16 protein-coding genes are annotated in these 16,089 nt (G+C 44.5%); 3 read left to right on the top strand and 13 right to left on the bottom strand.

What is annotated here, in order from left to right; genetic code table 11:
* Positions 1-225: 225 nt before the first annotated feature.
* Together WC615_RS17400 and WC615_RS17395 are read right to left on the bottom strand one after the other, a co-directional pair.
* The gene (locus WC615_RS17400) at positions 226-753 is read right to left on the bottom strand and encodes an adenine phosphoribosyltransferase (protein ID WP_372979345.1); all 528 of its coding nucleotides are present in this window, start codon (positions 751-753) and stop codon (positions 226-228) included.
* On the bottom strand, positions 750-1,583 hold the full coding sequence (locus WC615_RS17395) for a ComEA family DNA-binding protein (protein ID WP_372979344.1): 834 nt from the start codon (positions 1,581-1,583) through the stop codon (positions 750-752). Before WC615_RS17395 ends, WC615_RS17400 begins: the two co-directional genes overlap by 4 nt.
* Positions 1,584-1,648: 65 nt before the next feature.
* Between WC615_RS17395 and WC615_RS17390 the strand changes: the two genes are divergently transcribed.
* Positions 1,649-3,403 (top strand): lysophospholipid acyltransferase family protein, encoded by a 1,755-nt coding sequence (locus WC615_RS17390; protein ID WP_372979343.1) that lies wholly within the window; start codon positions 1,649-1,651, stop codon positions 3,401-3,403.
* 554 nt (positions 3,404-3,957) lie between these two features.
* On the opposite strand, the gene WC615_RS17385 is transcribed toward WC615_RS17390, so the two are convergent.
* The 8 genes from WC615_RS17385 to rpsT all read right to left on the bottom strand — a co-directional run bounded on the left by WC615_RS17385 (position 3,958) and on the right by rpsT (position 11,386).
* The gene (locus tag WC615_RS17385) at positions 3,958-4,494 is read right to left on the bottom strand and encodes a DUF962 domain-containing protein (protein ID WP_372979342.1); all 537 of its coding nucleotides are present in this window, start codon (positions 4,492-4,494) and stop codon (positions 3,958-3,960) included.
* Positions 4,495-4,560: 66 nt separating this feature from the next.
* Positions 4,561-6,126 carry a ribonuclease Y gene (rny, locus tag WC615_RS17380; protein WP_372979341.1) on the bottom strand — a complete coding sequence of 522 codons (1,566 nt, stop codon included), beginning with the start codon at positions 6,124-6,126 and terminating at the stop codon, positions 4,561-4,563.
* Positions 6,127-6,350: 224 nt separating this feature from the next.
* Positions 6,351-6,644 carry a cell division protein ZapA gene (locus WC615_RS17375; protein WP_067052895.1) on the bottom strand — a complete coding sequence of 98 codons (294 nt, stop codon included), beginning with the start codon at positions 6,642-6,644 and terminating at the stop codon, positions 6,351-6,353.
* A gap of 21 nt (positions 6,645-6,665) precedes the next feature.
* Complete coding sequence (locus WC615_RS17370) at positions 6,666-6,956, bottom strand: hypothetical protein (RefSeq protein WP_067052893.1); 291 nt, start codon at positions 6,954-6,956, stop codon at positions 6,666-6,668.
* Positions 6,957-7,071: 115 nt separating this feature from the next.
* Positions 7,072-9,471, bottom strand: coding sequence for a phenylalanine--tRNA ligase subunit beta (gene pheT, locus WC615_RS17365; protein ID WP_372979340.1), 2,400 nt, complete (start codon positions 9,469-9,471; stop codon positions 7,072-7,074).
* A 196-nt stretch (positions 9,472-9,667) separates the two neighbouring features.
* Positions 9,668-9,898, bottom strand: coding sequence for a hypothetical protein (locus WC615_RS17360; RefSeq protein ID WP_372979339.1), 231 nt, complete (start codon positions 9,896-9,898; stop codon positions 9,668-9,670).
* A 118-nt stretch (positions 9,899-10,016) separates the two neighbouring features.
* Positions 10,017-10,715: a DNA repair protein RadC gene (gene radC / locus WC615_RS17355; RefSeq protein ID WP_372979338.1), complete on the bottom strand. Its 699-nt coding sequence runs from the start codon at positions 10,713-10,715 to the stop codon at positions 10,017-10,019.
* 416 nt (positions 10,716-11,131) lie between these two features.
* Positions 11,132-11,386, bottom strand: coding sequence for a 30S ribosomal protein S20 (gene rpsT / locus WC615_RS17350; RefSeq protein WP_129876650.1), 255 nt, complete (start codon positions 11,384-11,386; stop codon positions 11,132-11,134).
* Between the two features lie 698 nt (positions 11,387-12,084).
* Here rpsT and WC615_RS17345 point away from each other — a divergent pair.
* Together WC615_RS17345 and WC615_RS17340 are read left to right on the top strand one after the other, a co-directional pair.
* On the top strand, positions 12,085-12,852 hold the full coding sequence (locus WC615_RS17345) for a class I SAM-dependent methyltransferase (RefSeq protein ID WP_372979337.1): 768 nt from the start codon (positions 12,085-12,087) through the stop codon (positions 12,850-12,852).
* An 88-nt stretch (positions 12,853-12,940) separates the two neighbouring features.
* A complete protein-coding gene (locus WC615_RS17340; protein ID WP_372979336.1) occupies positions 12,941-13,900 on the top strand; it encodes a zinc dependent phospholipase C family protein in 960 nt (319 codons plus the stop codon).
* Between the two features lie 2 nt (positions 13,901-13,902).
* Here WC615_RS17340 and WC615_RS17335 read toward each other — a convergent pair whose 3' ends face one another.
* The 3 genes from WC615_RS17335 to WC615_RS17325 form a co-directional block, all read right to left on the bottom strand.
* The gene (locus WC615_RS17335; RefSeq protein WP_372979335.1) at positions 13,903-14,562 is read right to left on the bottom strand and encodes a DedA family protein; all 660 of its coding nucleotides are present in this window, start codon (positions 14,560-14,562) and stop codon (positions 13,903-13,905) included.
* A gap of 49 nt (positions 14,563-14,611) precedes the next feature.
* Complete coding sequence (locus WC615_RS17330; RefSeq protein ID WP_372979334.1) at positions 14,612-15,361, bottom strand: DUF4397 domain-containing protein; 750 nt, start codon at positions 15,359-15,361, stop codon at positions 14,612-14,614.
* A 6-nt stretch (positions 15,362-15,367) separates the two neighbouring features.
* On the bottom strand, positions 15,368-16,089 hold a 722-nt coding region (locus tag WC615_RS17325), incomplete at its 5' end, for a DUF4397 domain-containing protein (RefSeq protein ID WP_372979333.1).

Below are 16,089 nucleotides of genomic sequence, written 5' to 3'. Positions count from 1 at the left end.
TTTATTAAACAGTTTAAGGGCTGTTTAACACCGGCAGCCTATTGGCATACTGCCGCCGATTATTTGCTGAAATTAGAACAGATTTATGGCATGGCGTATACAATATCAATCGAGCTGATTTTTTTATAAAGCAAAAACCCGCTAATTATTAAAATTAGCGGGTTTTTAATGTTTTAAGACACCAAAAATATAGGGTGGAATATTAATGCGTATAAACTACAAAAATCAATAATCGGCCAGTACAATAATGTTATTGCTTATTGGGGCTATTTTTTCTATCCCGTTTAAAAAGCTTAAACCAACCACAAAACTAAAGCCGGCAACAATGCCGCCCATCTCCTGGATCAGTTCGCTGGTGGCGGTTACAGTGCCCCCGGTTGCCAGCAAATCGTCGTGTATCAGTATCCTGTCACCCGGGTTAAAGGCATCGGTGTGGATCTCTATGGTGGCTGTTCCGTATTCCAGTTCGTAAACCTTTTGGTTAACTGTATGCGGTAGTTTGCCCGCCTTACGCACCGGTATAAATGGCACGCCCAGTTTGGTAGCTAATGATAACCCGAACAGAAAGCCGCGGCTCTCTACCCCTGCTACGGCATCTATCTGCATACCCTTAATTTTTTCTAAAAAGGCATCATTTATTTTGGTGCAAAGTTCGGGGTCCTTCAATATCGGGGTGATATCCTTAAAGATAATGCCCGGCTTCGGGAAATCGTGAATATCGCGGATAGCGCTCTTTATTTGCTGCTCGATCATTTAAAAACTAAATAAGGCTCAATTTTACGCAAAATTCCTTCATCTATAATGGCAATATTTTTCAAATCGTTTATGGCTGCATAATCGCCATGCTGTTTACGGTACTCAATAATGGCGTTTACCTGTTTATAATCCAGGTAGGGCATCAACCGTAATTTATCGAAGGTTATAGTGTTTATATTGATCTTACGGATGCGGCCTGCGTCAACCTTAACCTGGTCTTTTATCTCATCGTACTTCAGTTCATCAATTCCGTAAACTTCTTTCAACTGTTCTTTGGTTATAAAACCACCAAGCCGATCGCGGTAATAGATAATGCGCTTAGCAAATGCGCCCCCTATCCCATCAATGGATGTTAACCTTGCTGAATCCGCAGCATTTAATTCTACTACAACATTCGTTTTTGCTTTCCCTTTCGGGATGATGATGAAGGGCGCCAGTCTGGCGTAATCAACTTTGGTAAGGCCATATATCTTTTGCAGGTCCTCGGCCTTGCGAAACCTGCCGCCCTTTGCTGTGTAGTTTTTAATAATGGCAGCTTGTTTTGCCGTGATGCCCAGCTTTTGCCAGTCGTATGTCGATGTGGTATTCGGGTCGAACTTAAACAGGGCGTTTTTTGCTGATCCGGTGCCGTTTAAGGGCTGCGGATTGGCCTTATTAAGCGCTGCTGCAGCCGTGTTAAACGCTGTAACGTTTATTGTATTATCTTTGCGTAACCATTGATAAACGTAAGGGGCAATTAACACCAGTGCTATCAATATTAGAAGCACAACCATACCGTTCCATTCTTTTTTGGTAAGGGACAGGTAGTTTTTGATCTGCGCTTTCATTTATCAACGGGTATTGAGCCGTTAAATTAGTAATTTCCCCTAACTATTATTGCGTTAATAACAGCATGAAAATAATAACCACCGAAGAGTTTGCCAAAGCCACTAAACTGGATACCCTGAAATTGCCGGGACTGGCATCTTTCCTGATGGAACTGATGAAGATAAACCAGGTGAACGACCTGTTTGCCCAGGCCCAGCCCAAACAAGGCCCCGAGTTTGTTGATGCTATTTTAAAAGGCTGTGGTATTGAGATAGAATTTGACGAACGCGAGTTAAGGCATATCCCCAAAGATGGTGCCTTTATAGCCATTGCCAATCACCCTTATGGTGGTATTGAGGGATTGATATTGTTAAAAATACTGACCATGGCAAGGCCTGATGCCAAGCTGATGGCCAACTTCCTGCTGAAAAAGATCCCTAACCTGAGCGATTATTTTATAGCTGTAAACCCATTCGAGAATGTGGAGCATTCATCCAGCATCAGCGGGTTAAAAAACACCCTCGAATTACTGAATAACGGCACCCCAATAGGCATTTTCCCTGCCGGCGAGGTATCAACCTTTAAGCTGGATAAACAAGAGATCACAGACCGCCTTTGGCACCCTGTTGTAGGCAAGATAATTGCCAAGGCAAAGGTACCGGTGGTGCCTATATACTTCCACGGTAATAACGGCCTGCTGTTTAATCTGCTGAGCATTATACACCCTGCTTTGCGCACGGCCAAGCTACCGTCGGAGTTGTTTAACAAGCAAGGCCAAACCATTAAGCTGCGCATTGGCAAACCTATTAAGGTAGAAGATATCCCCGATAATAACAACAGCGCCAAACTGCTGAACTTTCTGCGTGCCAAAACCTACGCCCTTGGTGCGGGTTTGGATGAAGAGAAAAAACTTTTTAACCCACGCAACCTGTTCAAAATAAAAAAACTGCCCGAGGCTATTGTACCAGAAACTGCTGCCGATAAACTGGAAGTAGAGGTTGACAAGTTGCGCAACGATTATAAGGTTTGGACAGAAAAGAACTATGAGGTGTATATCACCCCAACATCGCAAATACCGTGTATTATCCGCGAGATCGGCCGTTTACGGGAGATCACCTTCCGCGAGGTTGGTGAAGGCACCAATAAAGCTACCGACCTTGACGAGTATGATATTTACTACCATCACCTGTTCATCTGGGATACCGAAGCTAAACGGATAGTAGGCGCCTACCGTATTGGCCTTGGCGACGAGATATTTTACGGCGTTGGTAAAAAAGGGTTCTACATAAACGAGCTGTTTAAGCTTAAAGAACAATTTACCCCGGTACTTAAGAAAAGCCTTGAGCTTGGCCGATCATGGATCCGTAAGGAGTACCAGACCAAACCCCTGCCCCTGTTCCTGCTTTGGAAGGGTATCCTGAAATTTGTGATAGATAACCCGCGTTACCGTTACCTGATTGGCCCGGTAAGTATCAGTAACTCGTTCTCGCAGTTCAGCAAATCGCTTATTGTTGATTACATCAACCGTAACCACTTCGACCATGAGATGGCGCAGTATGTAAAGCCGCGTAAAAAATTCAAGGTGAATTTTGAGAACATTGATACCGACCTGCTTTTATCAGCCGGCGATAGCTTTAAAGGGCTGGATAACCTGATATCGGAAGTGGAAACGCATAACATGAAGGTGCCTGTATTGCTTCGCCAGTACCTTGCCCTTAACGCCCATATCATCAGCTTTAACATCGACCCTAAGTTTGCCGATTGCCTGGATGGTTTCCTGGTGCTGGATCTGGAGAAAGTACCTCAGGATATATTGGAGAAGTTGGGGAAGAACCTGTAAACGTACTCCCGCGCGTCATTTCGAGGTACGAAGCAATCTCTTTAGGCAGGTAATGAAATGCACATCTGCCTAATTGAGTTCAGCATTTCTCATGGTAAGTAGACCACTATAAACATTGGCCCGCTCAATTGCCGCGGGATGGCTGTTACTTTGTCTTGGTACAAAGTAACCAAAAATCAAGTCAGCAAAAAGGCTTCTTTGCCGCACATTGGCCTTCCCTGCAAACCGGGCAGAACCACGGGCTGGAATCTTTTGCCCTGCTGTGCCCGCTCCTGCCCTTTGCTTCTGCAAAAGTTCCTATGCCCCAGCCACCCGCAGGCCACCATTGTTCTGCCCGCTTTCGTCCGAAGCTGTTTTAACTGACGCGGAGCTGCAAGAATCAGGGTAATCCGGAAATCCAACGAATCATCATTGCCGTTGGCTTCAGCCAACGGATAACCAGCAAATTCAATTGGCTTTAGCCTAAATAGCAGGTGAGTTTGGCTAAAGCCATCTTTTCTATCTTACATTCCGTCAGCTAAAGCAGACGGCAATGAAATCAAACTTTTAAACCCTTAATACCTCAACCCAAACCTTTGCGTAAGCTTATACATTACCCATAGCGGGGTAATGGCTGCCAGTTTGGTATCGTCATTAAATGATGCTTCCTTGCCTTCTATTTTGCCACCTATGTACTGGCCTGCAAGGGATACCAGCAGGATAGCTACGCTGATAACGCTCAGTTCCACACCTCCGGCTTTTTCATAAAGCTCCAGCTGCATAATGCCGTAGCTAAGGCCAAAGAACAGGAACAGCGCGAAATAGGATAACAACGGCGACATTTTCAGGTAGTAATAAATAGCAAAGGCAATAATGAACGATGCCCAGTTAAAGTAACCGTTATACTTGCCTATAAAGGCGATATGCGGGAACGGGATAGCCCATGCCATACCTAATATGCCAAATACCATCATCGGCACAAAAAAGTAATGCAACAACTGGTTGGTTGGGTTTTGGTGACTGGCATCTAAACGGTCGAAATAAACTTCGATCTTACGTTTATCGCCCGGTTTAGCGGGTTGGGTTTTAGGTTGCGGATGTTGTTTTCCCATTGTGGATTTGCTATAAAACAAAAAAGCCCCCTCCGTTTAAAGAGAGGGCTTGTGCAAAGCTATAAATTATTTTGCAAACGCTACCGAACGGGTTTCCCTGATAACGGTAACTTTTATCTGACCCGGATAGGTCATTTCTGTTTGGATACGGTTTGATATATCTGCCGCTAATACTTCTGATTGCGCGTCAGATATCTTTTCGCTCTCTACTACAACACGCAATTCGCGGCCTGCCTGTATAGCGAATGTTTTTTCGACACCCGGGTATGATAAAGCAAGCTCCTCAAGCTCTTTTAAGCGCTTGATGTAACTTTCTACTACTTCACGGCGTGCGCCCGGCCTTGCGCCTGAAATAGCGTCACAAACCTGTATGATCGGCGATAGCATCGATGTCATTTCTACCTCGTCGTGGTGGGCGCCAATGGCGTTGCACACTTCCGGGTGTTCTTTATATTTTTCGGCAAGCTGCATACCCAAAATAGCGTGTGGCAGTTCGGGGTTATCATCAGGCACTTTACCAATATCGTGCAGTAAACCTGCGCGTTTTGCCAGTTTCACATTTAAGCCCAGCTCTGCCGCCATGGTAGCACAGAAGTTAGCTACCTCGCGCGAGTGCTGCAACAGGTTTTGCCCGTATGATGAGCGGTAACGCATACGCCCTACCATCCTGATCAGTTCAGGGTGAAGGCCGGTGATGCCAAGGTCGATAACGGTACGCTCGCCTATCTCAACAATTTCTTCTTCAATCTGCTTTTTGGTTTTGGCAACAACCTCTTCGATACGTGCCGGGTGGATGCGTCCGTCGGTTACCAAACGGTGCATAGCCAAACGGGCAATTTCCCTACGAACCGGGTCGAAACCTGAAAGGATAATAGCTTCCGGTGTATCATCAACAATGATCTCGATACCGGTTGCTGCTTCCAGCGCGCGGATGTTACGGCCTTCCCTGCCGATGATACGGCCCTTTATCTCATCATTCTCGATGTTGAAGATAGATACCGTGTTCTCGATAGCGCTTTCGGTAGCGGTACGCTGTATGGTTTGGATAACTATTTTCTTGGCCTCTTTGGTAGCGGTTAGCTTGGCTTCGTCAACAATATCTTTTATCTGTGCCATAGCCTTGCTGCGTGCCTCTTCGCGCAGGTTATCTACCAATTGGTTCTTTGCATCCTCTGCAGATAAGCCTGCAATGGTTTCCAACTGTGAAACGTGCTGATTTTTAAGATGCTCAACTTCTTCCTGTTTTTTAACAAGGATGTCGGTTTGGGTTTCCAGTTTTTTGCGTGCGTTATCAAGCTCCGTTTCCTTACGGTTCATGTTCTCCAGCTTCTGGTTAAAAGATTGCTCTTTTTGTTTGATGCCGTTCTCGCGCTGGTTTAATACGTTGTTTTTTGAGTTTACTTCCTGCTCATGCTCGGCCTTCATTTGTAAGAACTTCTCTTTTGCTTCCAAAAGACGGTTCTTTTTTAAGATCTCAGCATTATTTTCAGCATCCTTCAGGATCTTTTTCACTTTGTTCTGTGCGCCTACCTCCTGGTCTTTAAAGAGTTTGCGCAACAGGAAACGCCCTATGACTATTCCTGTCGGGACCCCTGCAAGGAGCCCGATAATTACATATAATATACTATTCATTGGTTATTTAGGTTATATAAAATAAAAAAACCGCAACTAAACTTCTAAGTGTCATGTATTGTTAAAACTTCTTGTCGGATGGAGTGGATCACGGGTTTCCGTTAAACACGATCAACGCATGCCTCTTTGTAATCCGAAGATATTGAAGCGTTAAGTTTTTAATAGTGAAACTTAAAATTTAACTGCGGTTAAATCTTAATATGCTCTGTATATGTGTAAGAACGTTATTGTTTCGAAAAAAAATCAGTCAGCAAATGATCCAGTTGATAAACCTTCTCGGCCACTTCGGTATCATCCGTAGTAACTTTCTTATCCGCCTTTAATGACGATGTTGCATAATGCAGCACACACATCGAAAGCAAATCCTGTTTATCCCTAACCGCGTAATTTTCCTGGTATTCCTTTATACGGTCATTGATCAGCTTGGCTGCCCTTCTTATTATTTCCTCTTCTTCCATGTTTACCTTTAAGGGGTAAACTCTGTCAGCAATATTTATTTTTATTGAGATTTCTCCCATTTGAGCTTTTCACTTTCTGTACTACTTTTTAAGCAATACAATACACTTATCTATTTCCTGCACAAAGTCGTTAATTTTTTGCTTAATGTCAACACTTTTTTCATTTGTTTCTGAAAACGACTTTGCCAGCTTTAACACACGAAGCTTTTCTTCGAGGTCTTTTGTTTTGTTTGTACTGGCTTTTAAGGCCACGTTTAATGCTTCACTTTCCAGTTTCAGCAGATCATTCTCTTCCTGCAACGCAGCACAAAGCTCAATTAACCTTTCGGTTTTTTCTACAACTTTATTTAATTGTTCTGCTACTGAGGCCATTTGTTGGGTTAAACTCTAAATTCTAATTTCTAAATTCTAAAGAAGCACTAAATTCTTGAATTCTAAAAAAAGCCATTACGCTAATTTTAGAATTTAGAACTTTAGCGTTTAGAATTTACTTTCTTATCTCCGCTCCTGCTTCTTTGCCTAAATTATAAATTAATTTCTGCATCACGGCATCAACCGCTTTATCGGTTAAAGTTTTTTCGGTATCCTGCAGAACAAAGCTCAGCGCGTACGATTTTTTACCCGCAGGCAGCTTATCGCCCTGGTAAACATCAAACACGTTCACTTCTTTCAGCAGTTTTTTGTCCGTACGGGTTGCGATCTGTTTTAACTGCCCAAAGGTAACGGCTGTATCTACCAGCATGCTCAGATCCCTGCGCACCGCCGGGAATTTTGACACTTCCTGGTAAACAATCACGTTCTTACGCACAGCGTTCAGCACCAAATCAAAGTTAAAATCGGCGTAGAAAACATCTTTATCTACATCAACTTTCTTTAATGCCGTAGCGTTCACCTGCCCAAATTTAACCAGTTGCTTGCCGTTAAGTGTGTACTGTAAGCCAAAAGCCAGCTTACTGCAGGTAGCATCCTCGGTAACCACATCGGTTATTTTAAGGCGCTGCAATATGCCATCAACAATAGCTTTTAAATTATAGAAGGTTACCGGCTTTTGCTTTTGGTTCCACTGCTCGGTAGTATTAGCACCGGTAATGAACACGCTGAAACGCTGCGTTTCGATGTACTTGCCCTCTTTGGTGCTGTACACCTTGCCAAATTCGTAAAACTTCAAATCGGCACTGCGGCGGTTCTGGTTATAGGCAATGGCTTCTAACCCCGAGTATAACAGGGTTTGGCGCATAGCATCCAGATCGCTGCTTAGCGGGTTCAATATCTTTACGGCTGCATCGGGGTTATCCGAGTAAGCCAGCTTGGTAAGCGAGTTGGCCAGCATTTCGTTAAAGCCGTTCGCGCTAAGCAGGTCGGCAATTACATTTTGCACGGTATCTTTCTCGGGGCGAACCGAGTTGTTCAGCGATGCCCTGATCTGTGTAGGGATCTCGATATTGTTGTAGCCGTAAATACGCAGTATCTCTTCTACCACATCCACATCGCGGGTTACATCCACACGGTACGGGGGCACTTTAAGGGATAAGCCTTCGGCGGTCTCGTTCTCTATTTTGATATCCAGAGCGGTGATGATACTTTTGATGGTATCGTTACCGATGGCTTTGCCTATCAGCCTGTCGATAGTATTATAAGTGATCTCGACAGCAAATGGCGCTACCGGCGCAGGATAATGATCAAATATATCTGATGTAACCTCACCGCCTGCTACCTGTTGTATCAGCAAGGCCGCGCGTTTAAGGGCAAACACGGTCATATCCGGGTCGGTGCCACGCTCAAAACGGAATGATGCATCCGTTTTTAAACCAAACCTTTTTGATGTTTTACGTACTGCTACCGAATTAAAGTAAGCGCTCTCCAGGAAGATCCCGGTAGTGCTTTCGCTCACGCCGCTTTTTGCACCGCCAAATACACCGGCAATACACATGGCCTCATCGGCATTGCATATCATCAGGTCATCGGCAGATAGTTTCCTATCCACATCATCCAGCGTTTTAAATATGGTGCCTTCGGCTACGTTTTTAACAATAACCTTGTTGCCTGTTATAGCAGCGGCATCAAAGGCGTGCAGGGGCTGCCCAAGCTCGTGCAATACATAATTGGTTACATCAACCACGTTGTTAATGCTGCGCACGCCTATTACGGCCAAACGCTCTTTTAACCATGCGGGCGACTCGCCAACCTTTATGCCCGAGATGGTTAAGCCGCTATACCTTGGCGCAGCAGCTTCGTTCTCAACAACAATCTGTATAGGGCTGGTGTTGCTATCAACCTTAAATGCGCTTACATCCGGCTTTTTGATTGCCAGTTTCAGGAAAGCGGCTATATCCCTTGCCGTACCCAGGTGCGAAGCCGCATCGGCACGGTTTGGTGTAAGGCCAATCTCGTACATGTAATCGTCGTTCAGCTTAAAGTGGTCTTTAGCCAGCGTACCTACAGGGGTATCTGCATCAAGTACCATAATACCGGCATGGTCATGGCCAAGGCCTATCTCGTCTTCGGCGCAGATCATCCCTTCAGATATCTCGCCCCTGATTTTTGATTTTTTGATACTGAACGGCTCGCCAACGGTTGGGTAAATGGTTGTACCCACGGTTGCCACCACTACCTTTTGCCCTGCGGCAACGTTATGGGCGCCGCAAACAATTTGCAGGTCTTCGCCGGCGCCTACATCTACCTTGGTAACGTGCAGGTGATCGGAGTTGGCGTGATCAATGCATTCTTTAACATACCCAATCACCAGGCCTTCTAAACCGCCGGGGATGGCCTGTACCTTCTCAAGGCTCTCCACCTCTAAGCCGGTACCTGTAAGTATGGTAGATAATTCCGCAGGGGTTTTATCTGTATCAATAAATTCTTTAAGCCAGTTGTACGATATCTTCATTATAGGAGAATGATAATCCGCAAAGATACGATTTAGGCAGAAAGGAGAAAGCTGAAAGGTAAAAGGTTTTAAAACAAAAAAAGCGTCATTGCGCGGTACGGAGCAATCTCCCGATAGAACAGCGGCGATGCACAGTTCTGAGATTGCTTCGTACCTCGCAATGACGCGCGGATGTAAGAGCCGGCGGCTCTAAATATTATTCATCATCGCTTGTGTCATCATCCAGATTAAGGGTGTATGACGGTTCGGCGGCATCATAGGCACGTTGGGCCTGGCTGCTTTCATCAGTTTCGCCAATATCTTCATTGGTTTCGTCGAAGCCGTTGCCATGTACATCCTGCTGACTCATCTGGTCTTCGTTCTCGGTTTGTTCCAACTGGTCATCTTGCTGTAGTTGGTCGTCCTGGTTTTCTGGTGGGGTTATCATGGTTTGTAGTTTTTAGTTTTGTGTAGATAGAACGCTATTAAAGCGGCGTTGTTTTCAATGGTTTAAATATACATGTTTCACAAAAACAAATCTAAAATCGTAATTCGTAAATCTAAAATCATAACAACCCTTCATCCCCGAAGCTAAAATATCCGCTATCAGTAATGATGAGGTGATCAAGCACATTAATATCCAGCATCCGCCCTGCATCGGCGATCTTTTTGGTGAGCACCAGGTCTTCGCGACTTGGTTTAAGGTTGCCTGACGGGTGATTGTGCACCATAATCAGTGCGCTTGCCTGGTGTTGCAAAGCCATGTGGAAGATGATCTTGGGGTCGGCAACTGTACCGCTCAGGCCGCCCTTGCTTACCAGCTCTTTAGCCAGCACTTTGCTTGACCGGCCTATCAGCATTATCCAGAATTCCTCGTGGTTCAGGTCCATCAAATGGCGGCGCATTATGTTGTACCCATCGCGGCTGCTCTTCACCTCATCCAGCACTTTAACCTCTGTATCGCCCCTTCTGCGGCCTATTTCAAGGGCGGCAATAATAGATATCGCCTTGGCCTCGCCAATGCCCTTAAACTTGCTTAATTCGCTTATACCAGCCTTCCCCAGTTTGTTCAGGTCGTTATCGTAATGATGAAGGATACGCTTGCTCAGTTCCACAGCGCTTTCATCGCGACTGCCGCTGCCTATCAGTATGGCAATCAGTTCGGCATCTGTTAAGGCACGGCGGCCCTGCCCGCTTAGTTTTTCGCGGGGGCGGTCTTCCTCGGCCCAGCTTTTAATACTTATTTTATTGGGATAATCTTCCACGGGATGCAGGTTTATAGCACCTAAAATAGGAAAATTAGGTGATAAAAAAGGCGGCGAATTTAACTCACCCCCTGCCCCCTCTCTGCTTCGCAAAGAGGGGGACCTTTTTATTGTGTTTCTATTACCCTCTTTGCGTAAGCAGAGAGGGTCGACGAGCGCAGCGATGTCGGGGTGAGTTAACTAATAAAGCGCACATTTTCTCACCCCGCGGCACTACGTGCGCGACCCTCTCTTCGCCTGCGGCGGAAAGAGGGTTAAACTACCTTTCCTCTTCACCCTCTTTGCGCAAGCAGAGAGGGTCGACCAGCGAAGCGCAGTCGGGGTGAGTTGACTCGCCGCCAGCCAAAAAATATAAAACAACAAAAAAGGGATAACGCGCAATGCACTATCCCTTTTTAATATTATGGATTAAGCTATTAGCTTAAAGTATTAACAAATTTGGTAAGCTTTGATTTGTTGTTCGAAGCTTTGTTTTTGTGAATAACGTTCTTTTTAGCCAAACGATCTAACATAGAGATCACTTTAGATAATAAAGGAGTAGCATCAGCTTTAGTGGTGGTACCTCTTAATTTCTTGATAGCGTTTCTGGTGGTTTTTGCCTGATACCTGTTACGCAGACGCTTCGCAGCGTTTGACCTGATTCTTTTTATGGATGATTTATGATTTGCCATCTTAAGCTTGTTATTCTTTTCTTTATTTTTAGAGGATGCAAATATAGGCTGATAAATTTTAATTTGCAATAGTGTTTATGTTATTTTTTGAATTGTTAATAAATTGGTTAATGTTCATTAGTTCACTGGTTCATTAGTTCATTGGTTTTTTGTCCGGATTTATTGCATAGTGTCGGGGTGTAAAACGGACGGACAGGGCTTGTGTTCATTGGTTCATTATTGGTGGGTGGCGATTATTGGTTTGTGCGTTGGTGGGGATGAGTTTTTCTATGATCTTGATTCTTATGTCTAACATCTTGAATCTAACAATGGCGTTGCCTTCGGCCCGGGCTATCCGCTCATACTGCACAGGCCTTAGGCGCGGGCCGGTATCCGCTGCTATCCCTAACGCAGTTTCTGAACCATGATTCGTGGGATTTCCCTCATTACCTTGATTTAGGACTGTAATGAACGAGCGGTGGCCTGACAGAAAAGCGGGCCAAAAGGTAAAGGCCTGTGCCCGGAAGCTTTTTTCAGTCTTGATCTTTGCTTCTTTCTATCAAGAGAAAGAAGTAGCCTCCGCGGCAATGAGCGGCGGATGTTTATAGTGGTGTACTGAGCATGAGGGATATATATCGGGAGATTGCTTCGTACCTCTCAATGGCGTGTTGGTTAAGATAACATACAAAACATCTCCCCCAAACCAACGTTTAAATTATATGACTACCAACAGCACCACCCGTTTCAGCAACCGCGTAAACGATTACGTAAAATACCGCCCAGGCTACCCTGCCCAGATCATCAACCATCTGCAACAGCAATACAACCTTACAACCGATAAGCTGATAGCCGATATTGGCGCAGGTACCGGTATTTCTACCCAATTATTTTTAGAAGCAGGCTATCGTGTAATTGCCATTGAACCCAACCAGCCCATGCGCGATAAAGCCATTGAACTGCTGGGCAACTGGCCCGGTTTTAAAGCCCAAAACGGCACAGCCGAAGATACGGGCCTGGCTACCGAAAGCATAGACGCCGTTATTGCCGGGCAGGCCTTCCATTGGTTTGATGCCGGGAAAACAAGAACAGAATTTGAGCGTATCCTGAAACCAAACGGGTTGATAGCCCTGATGTGGAACGAACGCCGTACAGGCTCGGCCTTTGAGAAGGAATACGACGAGCTGATCATCAAACACGGTAAAGATTACGTACAGGTAGATCATCGTAATATCGACGCCGAACATATCGGCGCGTTTTTTAACCCGCAACCTTATCAGCTTAAAACCTTTTATAACGAACAGGTATTTGATTTGGATGGCCTTAAAGGGCGCTTATCTTCTTCTTCATACATGCCAACAAAAGATGAGGAAGGTTATGAAGCCATGATAACTGACTTGCAGGCATTATTCGATAAATACCAGCAAAACGGAGCAATCACCATTCAATACGATACCAATGTGTACACCGGCATGGTAAAGCCTGCATAAATTCCTGAATATTATATGGAGCCTGCTAACATTTGACTTTAAGCTTTACGCATTGTGCTTTTAGCTTTTATATAAGCATATTTACCCCATGAAACGCCTTGTTACTTTGGTTTTATCGGGGATAGTTGTGCTTACGCTTTGTTCGTCGTGGGGGTTCTTTGCGCATTATCGCATCAACAGGCTGGCGGTTTTTACGCTCCCTAAGGGCATGGCAGGTTTTTACAGGGCCAATATCAACTTTATTACAGAACACGCCGTGAGCGCCGATAAAAAGCGCTACGTAGACAGCACCGAAGCCCCTCACCATTTTTTCGACGCCGACCATTACGGCAAGCAACCATTCAGGGATATGCCGCAGCATTGGGTTGATGCGGCAGCTAAATACTCAACAGATACCCTAAATAAATATGGCACCGTACCCTGGGCCATTACATCAAACTATTACTGGCTGGTAAAGGCCTTTAAGGCGCACGATACCACGAGCATACTGATCACATCGGCCAACCTTGCGCATTACCTGTCTGATGCCCACACGCCACTGCATCTTACCCAAAACTACGATGGGCAGCTAACCAATCAACAGGGCATCCATTCCCTTTGGGAAAGCCGCCTGCCCGAGCTTTTTAGCAACAGTTACAATTATAATGTGGGCAAGGCTAAATACATCAGCAACCCGCTGGCAGAGGCTTTTAAAATATGCAGCAGCTCATTTAAAAGTGTTGATACCGTATTAAGGGTTGAACGCGCATTGAACAAAACCTTCCCGGCGGCAAACAAATACGCTATGGAGCAGCGGGGCAACCGCAAGGTAAAAGTATATTCGGTAGCATATAGCAGGGCTTACCACAAACTGCTGCGGGGTATGGTGCAAAGGCAAATGCGGGCATCTATCTTCAGCGTGGGCAGCTTTTGGTTTTCGGCATGGGTTGATGCCGGGCAGCCCAATTTGGACAAGCTGATAGCAAAGCCCTTAACCAAAGCCGAAAAGCAACAGATAGATAAAGAAGAAGCTTTGTATAAAGCCGGCAAACTGTATATCAACCGGTAATACTACTGAGTAGGCTGGCTTTTTTTAGTCATCTTACTTTTTACAATGGCAAACACCGGCGGTAAAACCGATACCAATATGATGATGATAGCTACCAGCGAGAAGTTTTTCTCAATAAAAGGCACCTTACCAAACCAAAAGCCACAAAACAGGAAGATAAAGATCCATGTTACCCCGCCAATAACATTATACAGGCTGTAACGGGCAAATGGCATATGCCCTACCCCTGCCACAAAAGGCGCAACAGTACGTATAATAGGCACATAGCGGCTAAATATAACGGCCTTGCCACCATGCTTATCAAAAAAAGCCTTGGTTTGCAGGTAGTAGCTTAGTTTAAGTATCTTGTTTTCTTCTTTAAATACCCTTGCACCCAAAAACTTACCTAACAGGTAATTTACCGTATTGCCGCTAATGGCAGCTATGATGAGGATAACCGTAAGCAAATAAATATCCAGGCCCGATTTGCCGCCTGCAATTAGCGCACCCGCAGCAAACAGCAATGAATCGCCGGGCAGGAAGGGGGTTACTACAAAACCGGTCTCGGCAAATATGATGATGAACAATATCAGGTAGGTCCACCCCTGGTATTCGCTGGTTATTTGTACCAAGTGTTTATCAATATGTAAAATAAAATCGATGATGCTGTGTATGAATTCCAAGGCTTTTAAATTTTAGCAAAAATATAAAGATAAAACACATACCCAACCATTAATATGTTGTACCGGGTGGTAAAGAGTTTAAAATGATGTTTGCGCCGTAGGCGGCGGTATCTGTTTTGCTGGCCAGGCCATAAAAATACATGGTATACAATTTGCCATCGAGCACAGTAAAGTTGGGTAAACCCGATAAAACCGTAGTCGGTGCATTTGTAGCTGCAACATTAAGGTTATAACTACCTGCTGTTAGCTCAAGATAGTCGGTTACTTGTTTGTATTTTACATCCTTAAAGGCAATGCTTGCGTTAGCTGTTAAGTCCAGGCCAATTGTGCCGGGCGATGCATTTACAAATCTTATTTTCCCCCTGCCATTAGCAGGCAAGCTGCCGGTATCAACAGTTAATATGGAGGTTAAGGAGCTATCGTTGCGCAAACCGGCAACAAACCATGTATAAGGCACTTTTGGTTGTATTTTTCCCTGTAAGGTTAGCAGGTTTGTGGGGTTTACACCATTTGTTGTTTGCGCCGTCCTGATCTGATACGGCGTATCAATGGCGTTTATGAGGAAATATCCCGAAGCCAGCGGGTAAGAGTAAGCATTTGTGCCTTGTTTTATATAAAAAGCATACAAATTAAATGGCTGTATATCCGGGCTCAAATTTACTATTTGCATGCGGGCGTTTGAATTACTGCCAGCACTTACCCCGCTTTTACCGCACGAAACAAGCATGGGTATAACCATTATACCTATAATAAATACCCACAAATAAAGTAACAGGCGGCTTTTATTGTTATTAGTCATTTACTATTATCTATTAATTATTAAACCTGTACCCGATATTGCAGGTGCATCTGTAGCCATTAACGCACCTTTTGTAAAAAGTGTATAAGCACGGTTTAACTGCAGTACACGCGGTTCGTTTATAAGCACGTTGCCTGTTGCCACATCAACAACTTTTATTTGTTTTAAACCGGGCGTGACAGGAAGATAATCGGAAACCGATTTAAATTTCGCATTTGCAAATGCTACTGTATCATTCATTAAAATTTCCACATCACCCATATTAGGCGATGTATGCACAAAACGTATCATGGTAGTATCAACCTTTGGTAAGGTATCAACTACGGTAAAGGTATTTGCAGACGTATTATCAGTCACGAAAAAAGAATATACTTTTCCGGTATCTACAGGCAGTACCAAATTAAATAAAATGTTTGGGTTACGGTCTTTCTTCACCTCATAGTTTTGTTCGCCCAGTGGGGTGGTCAGATACCCAGTTGATGCCAATGGATAGGAAGCTGCAGTTGTGTTTAGCCGGCTGCCGTTAACATAAAAGTTAATGGTATCTGCACTGGCATTTACAAAGTTAATACTGGTTTTTAAAGGCGTTGCAGGTGCGGCATCATTCCCTTTTTTGCAGGATGCAATAACTATAAAACCAATAAAACCGATAAAAACGGACAACTTAAATTTCATCATATAAAAGCAGATGCTATATAACTCAATTATAACAGGTTTTGTTATAAGGT

It is taken from the genome of Mucilaginibacter sp. (assembly GCF_041663085.1).
Classification (GTDB): domain Bacteria; phylum Bacteroidota; class Bacteroidia; order Sphingobacteriales; family Sphingobacteriaceae; genus Mucilaginibacter.
Note: the sequence above shows the minus strand (reverse complement) of the source record. Positions and strands in the feature narration are given on the sequence as shown.

What these genes read in the sequence shown, in the direction of transcription:
- WC615_RS17400 (WP_372979345.1), bottom strand. Translation starts at nt 753, where the DNA reads ATGATCGAGCAGCAAATAAAGAGCGCTATCCGCGATATTCACGATTTC.
- WC615_RS17340 (WP_372979336.1), top strand. Translation starts at nt 12,941, where the DNA reads ATGAAACGCCTTGTTACTTTGGTTTTATCGGGGATAGTTGTGCTTACG.
- WC615_RS17345 (WP_372979337.1), top strand. Translation starts at nt 12,085, where the DNA reads ATGACTACCAACAGCACCACCCGTTTCAGCAACCGCGTAAACGATTAC.
- WC615_RS17385 (WP_372979342.1), bottom strand. Translation starts at nt 4,494, where the DNA reads ATGGGAAAACAACATCCGCAACCTAAAACCCAACCCGCTAAACCGGGC.
- WC615_RS17390 (WP_372979343.1), top strand. Translation starts at nt 1,649, where the DNA reads ATGAAAATAATAACCACCGAAGAGTTTGCCAAAGCCACTAAACTGGAT.
- WC615_RS17360 (WP_372979339.1), bottom strand. Translation starts at nt 9,898, where the DNA reads ATGATAACCCCACCAGAAAACCAGGACGACCAACTACAGCAAGATGAC.
- rpsT (WP_129876650.1), bottom strand. Translation starts at nt 11,386, where the DNA reads ATGGCAAATCATAAATCATCCATAAAAAGAATCAGGTCAAACGCTGCG.
- pheT (WP_372979340.1), bottom strand. Translation starts at nt 9,471, where the DNA reads ATGAAGATATCGTACAACTGGCTTAAAGAATTTATTGATACAGATAAA.
- WC615_RS17370 (WP_067052893.1), bottom strand. Translation starts at nt 6,956, where the DNA reads ATGGCCTCAGTAGCAGAACAATTAAATAAAGTTGTAGAAAAAACCGAA.
- WC615_RS17330 (WP_372979334.1), bottom strand. Translation starts at nt 15,361, where the DNA reads ATGACTAATAACAATAAAAGCCGCCTGTTACTTTATTTGTGGGTATTT.
- WC615_RS17395 (WP_372979344.1), bottom strand. Translation starts at nt 1,583, where the DNA reads ATGAAAGCGCAGATCAAAAACTACCTGTCCCTTACCAAAAAAGAATGG.
- rny (WP_372979341.1), bottom strand. Translation starts at nt 6,126, where the DNA reads ATGAATAGTATATTATATGTAATTATCGGGCTCCTTGCAGGGGTCCCG.
- WC615_RS17375 (WP_067052895.1), bottom strand. Translation starts at nt 6,644, where the DNA reads ATGGGAGAAATCTCAATAAAAATAAATATTGCTGACAGAGTTTACCCC.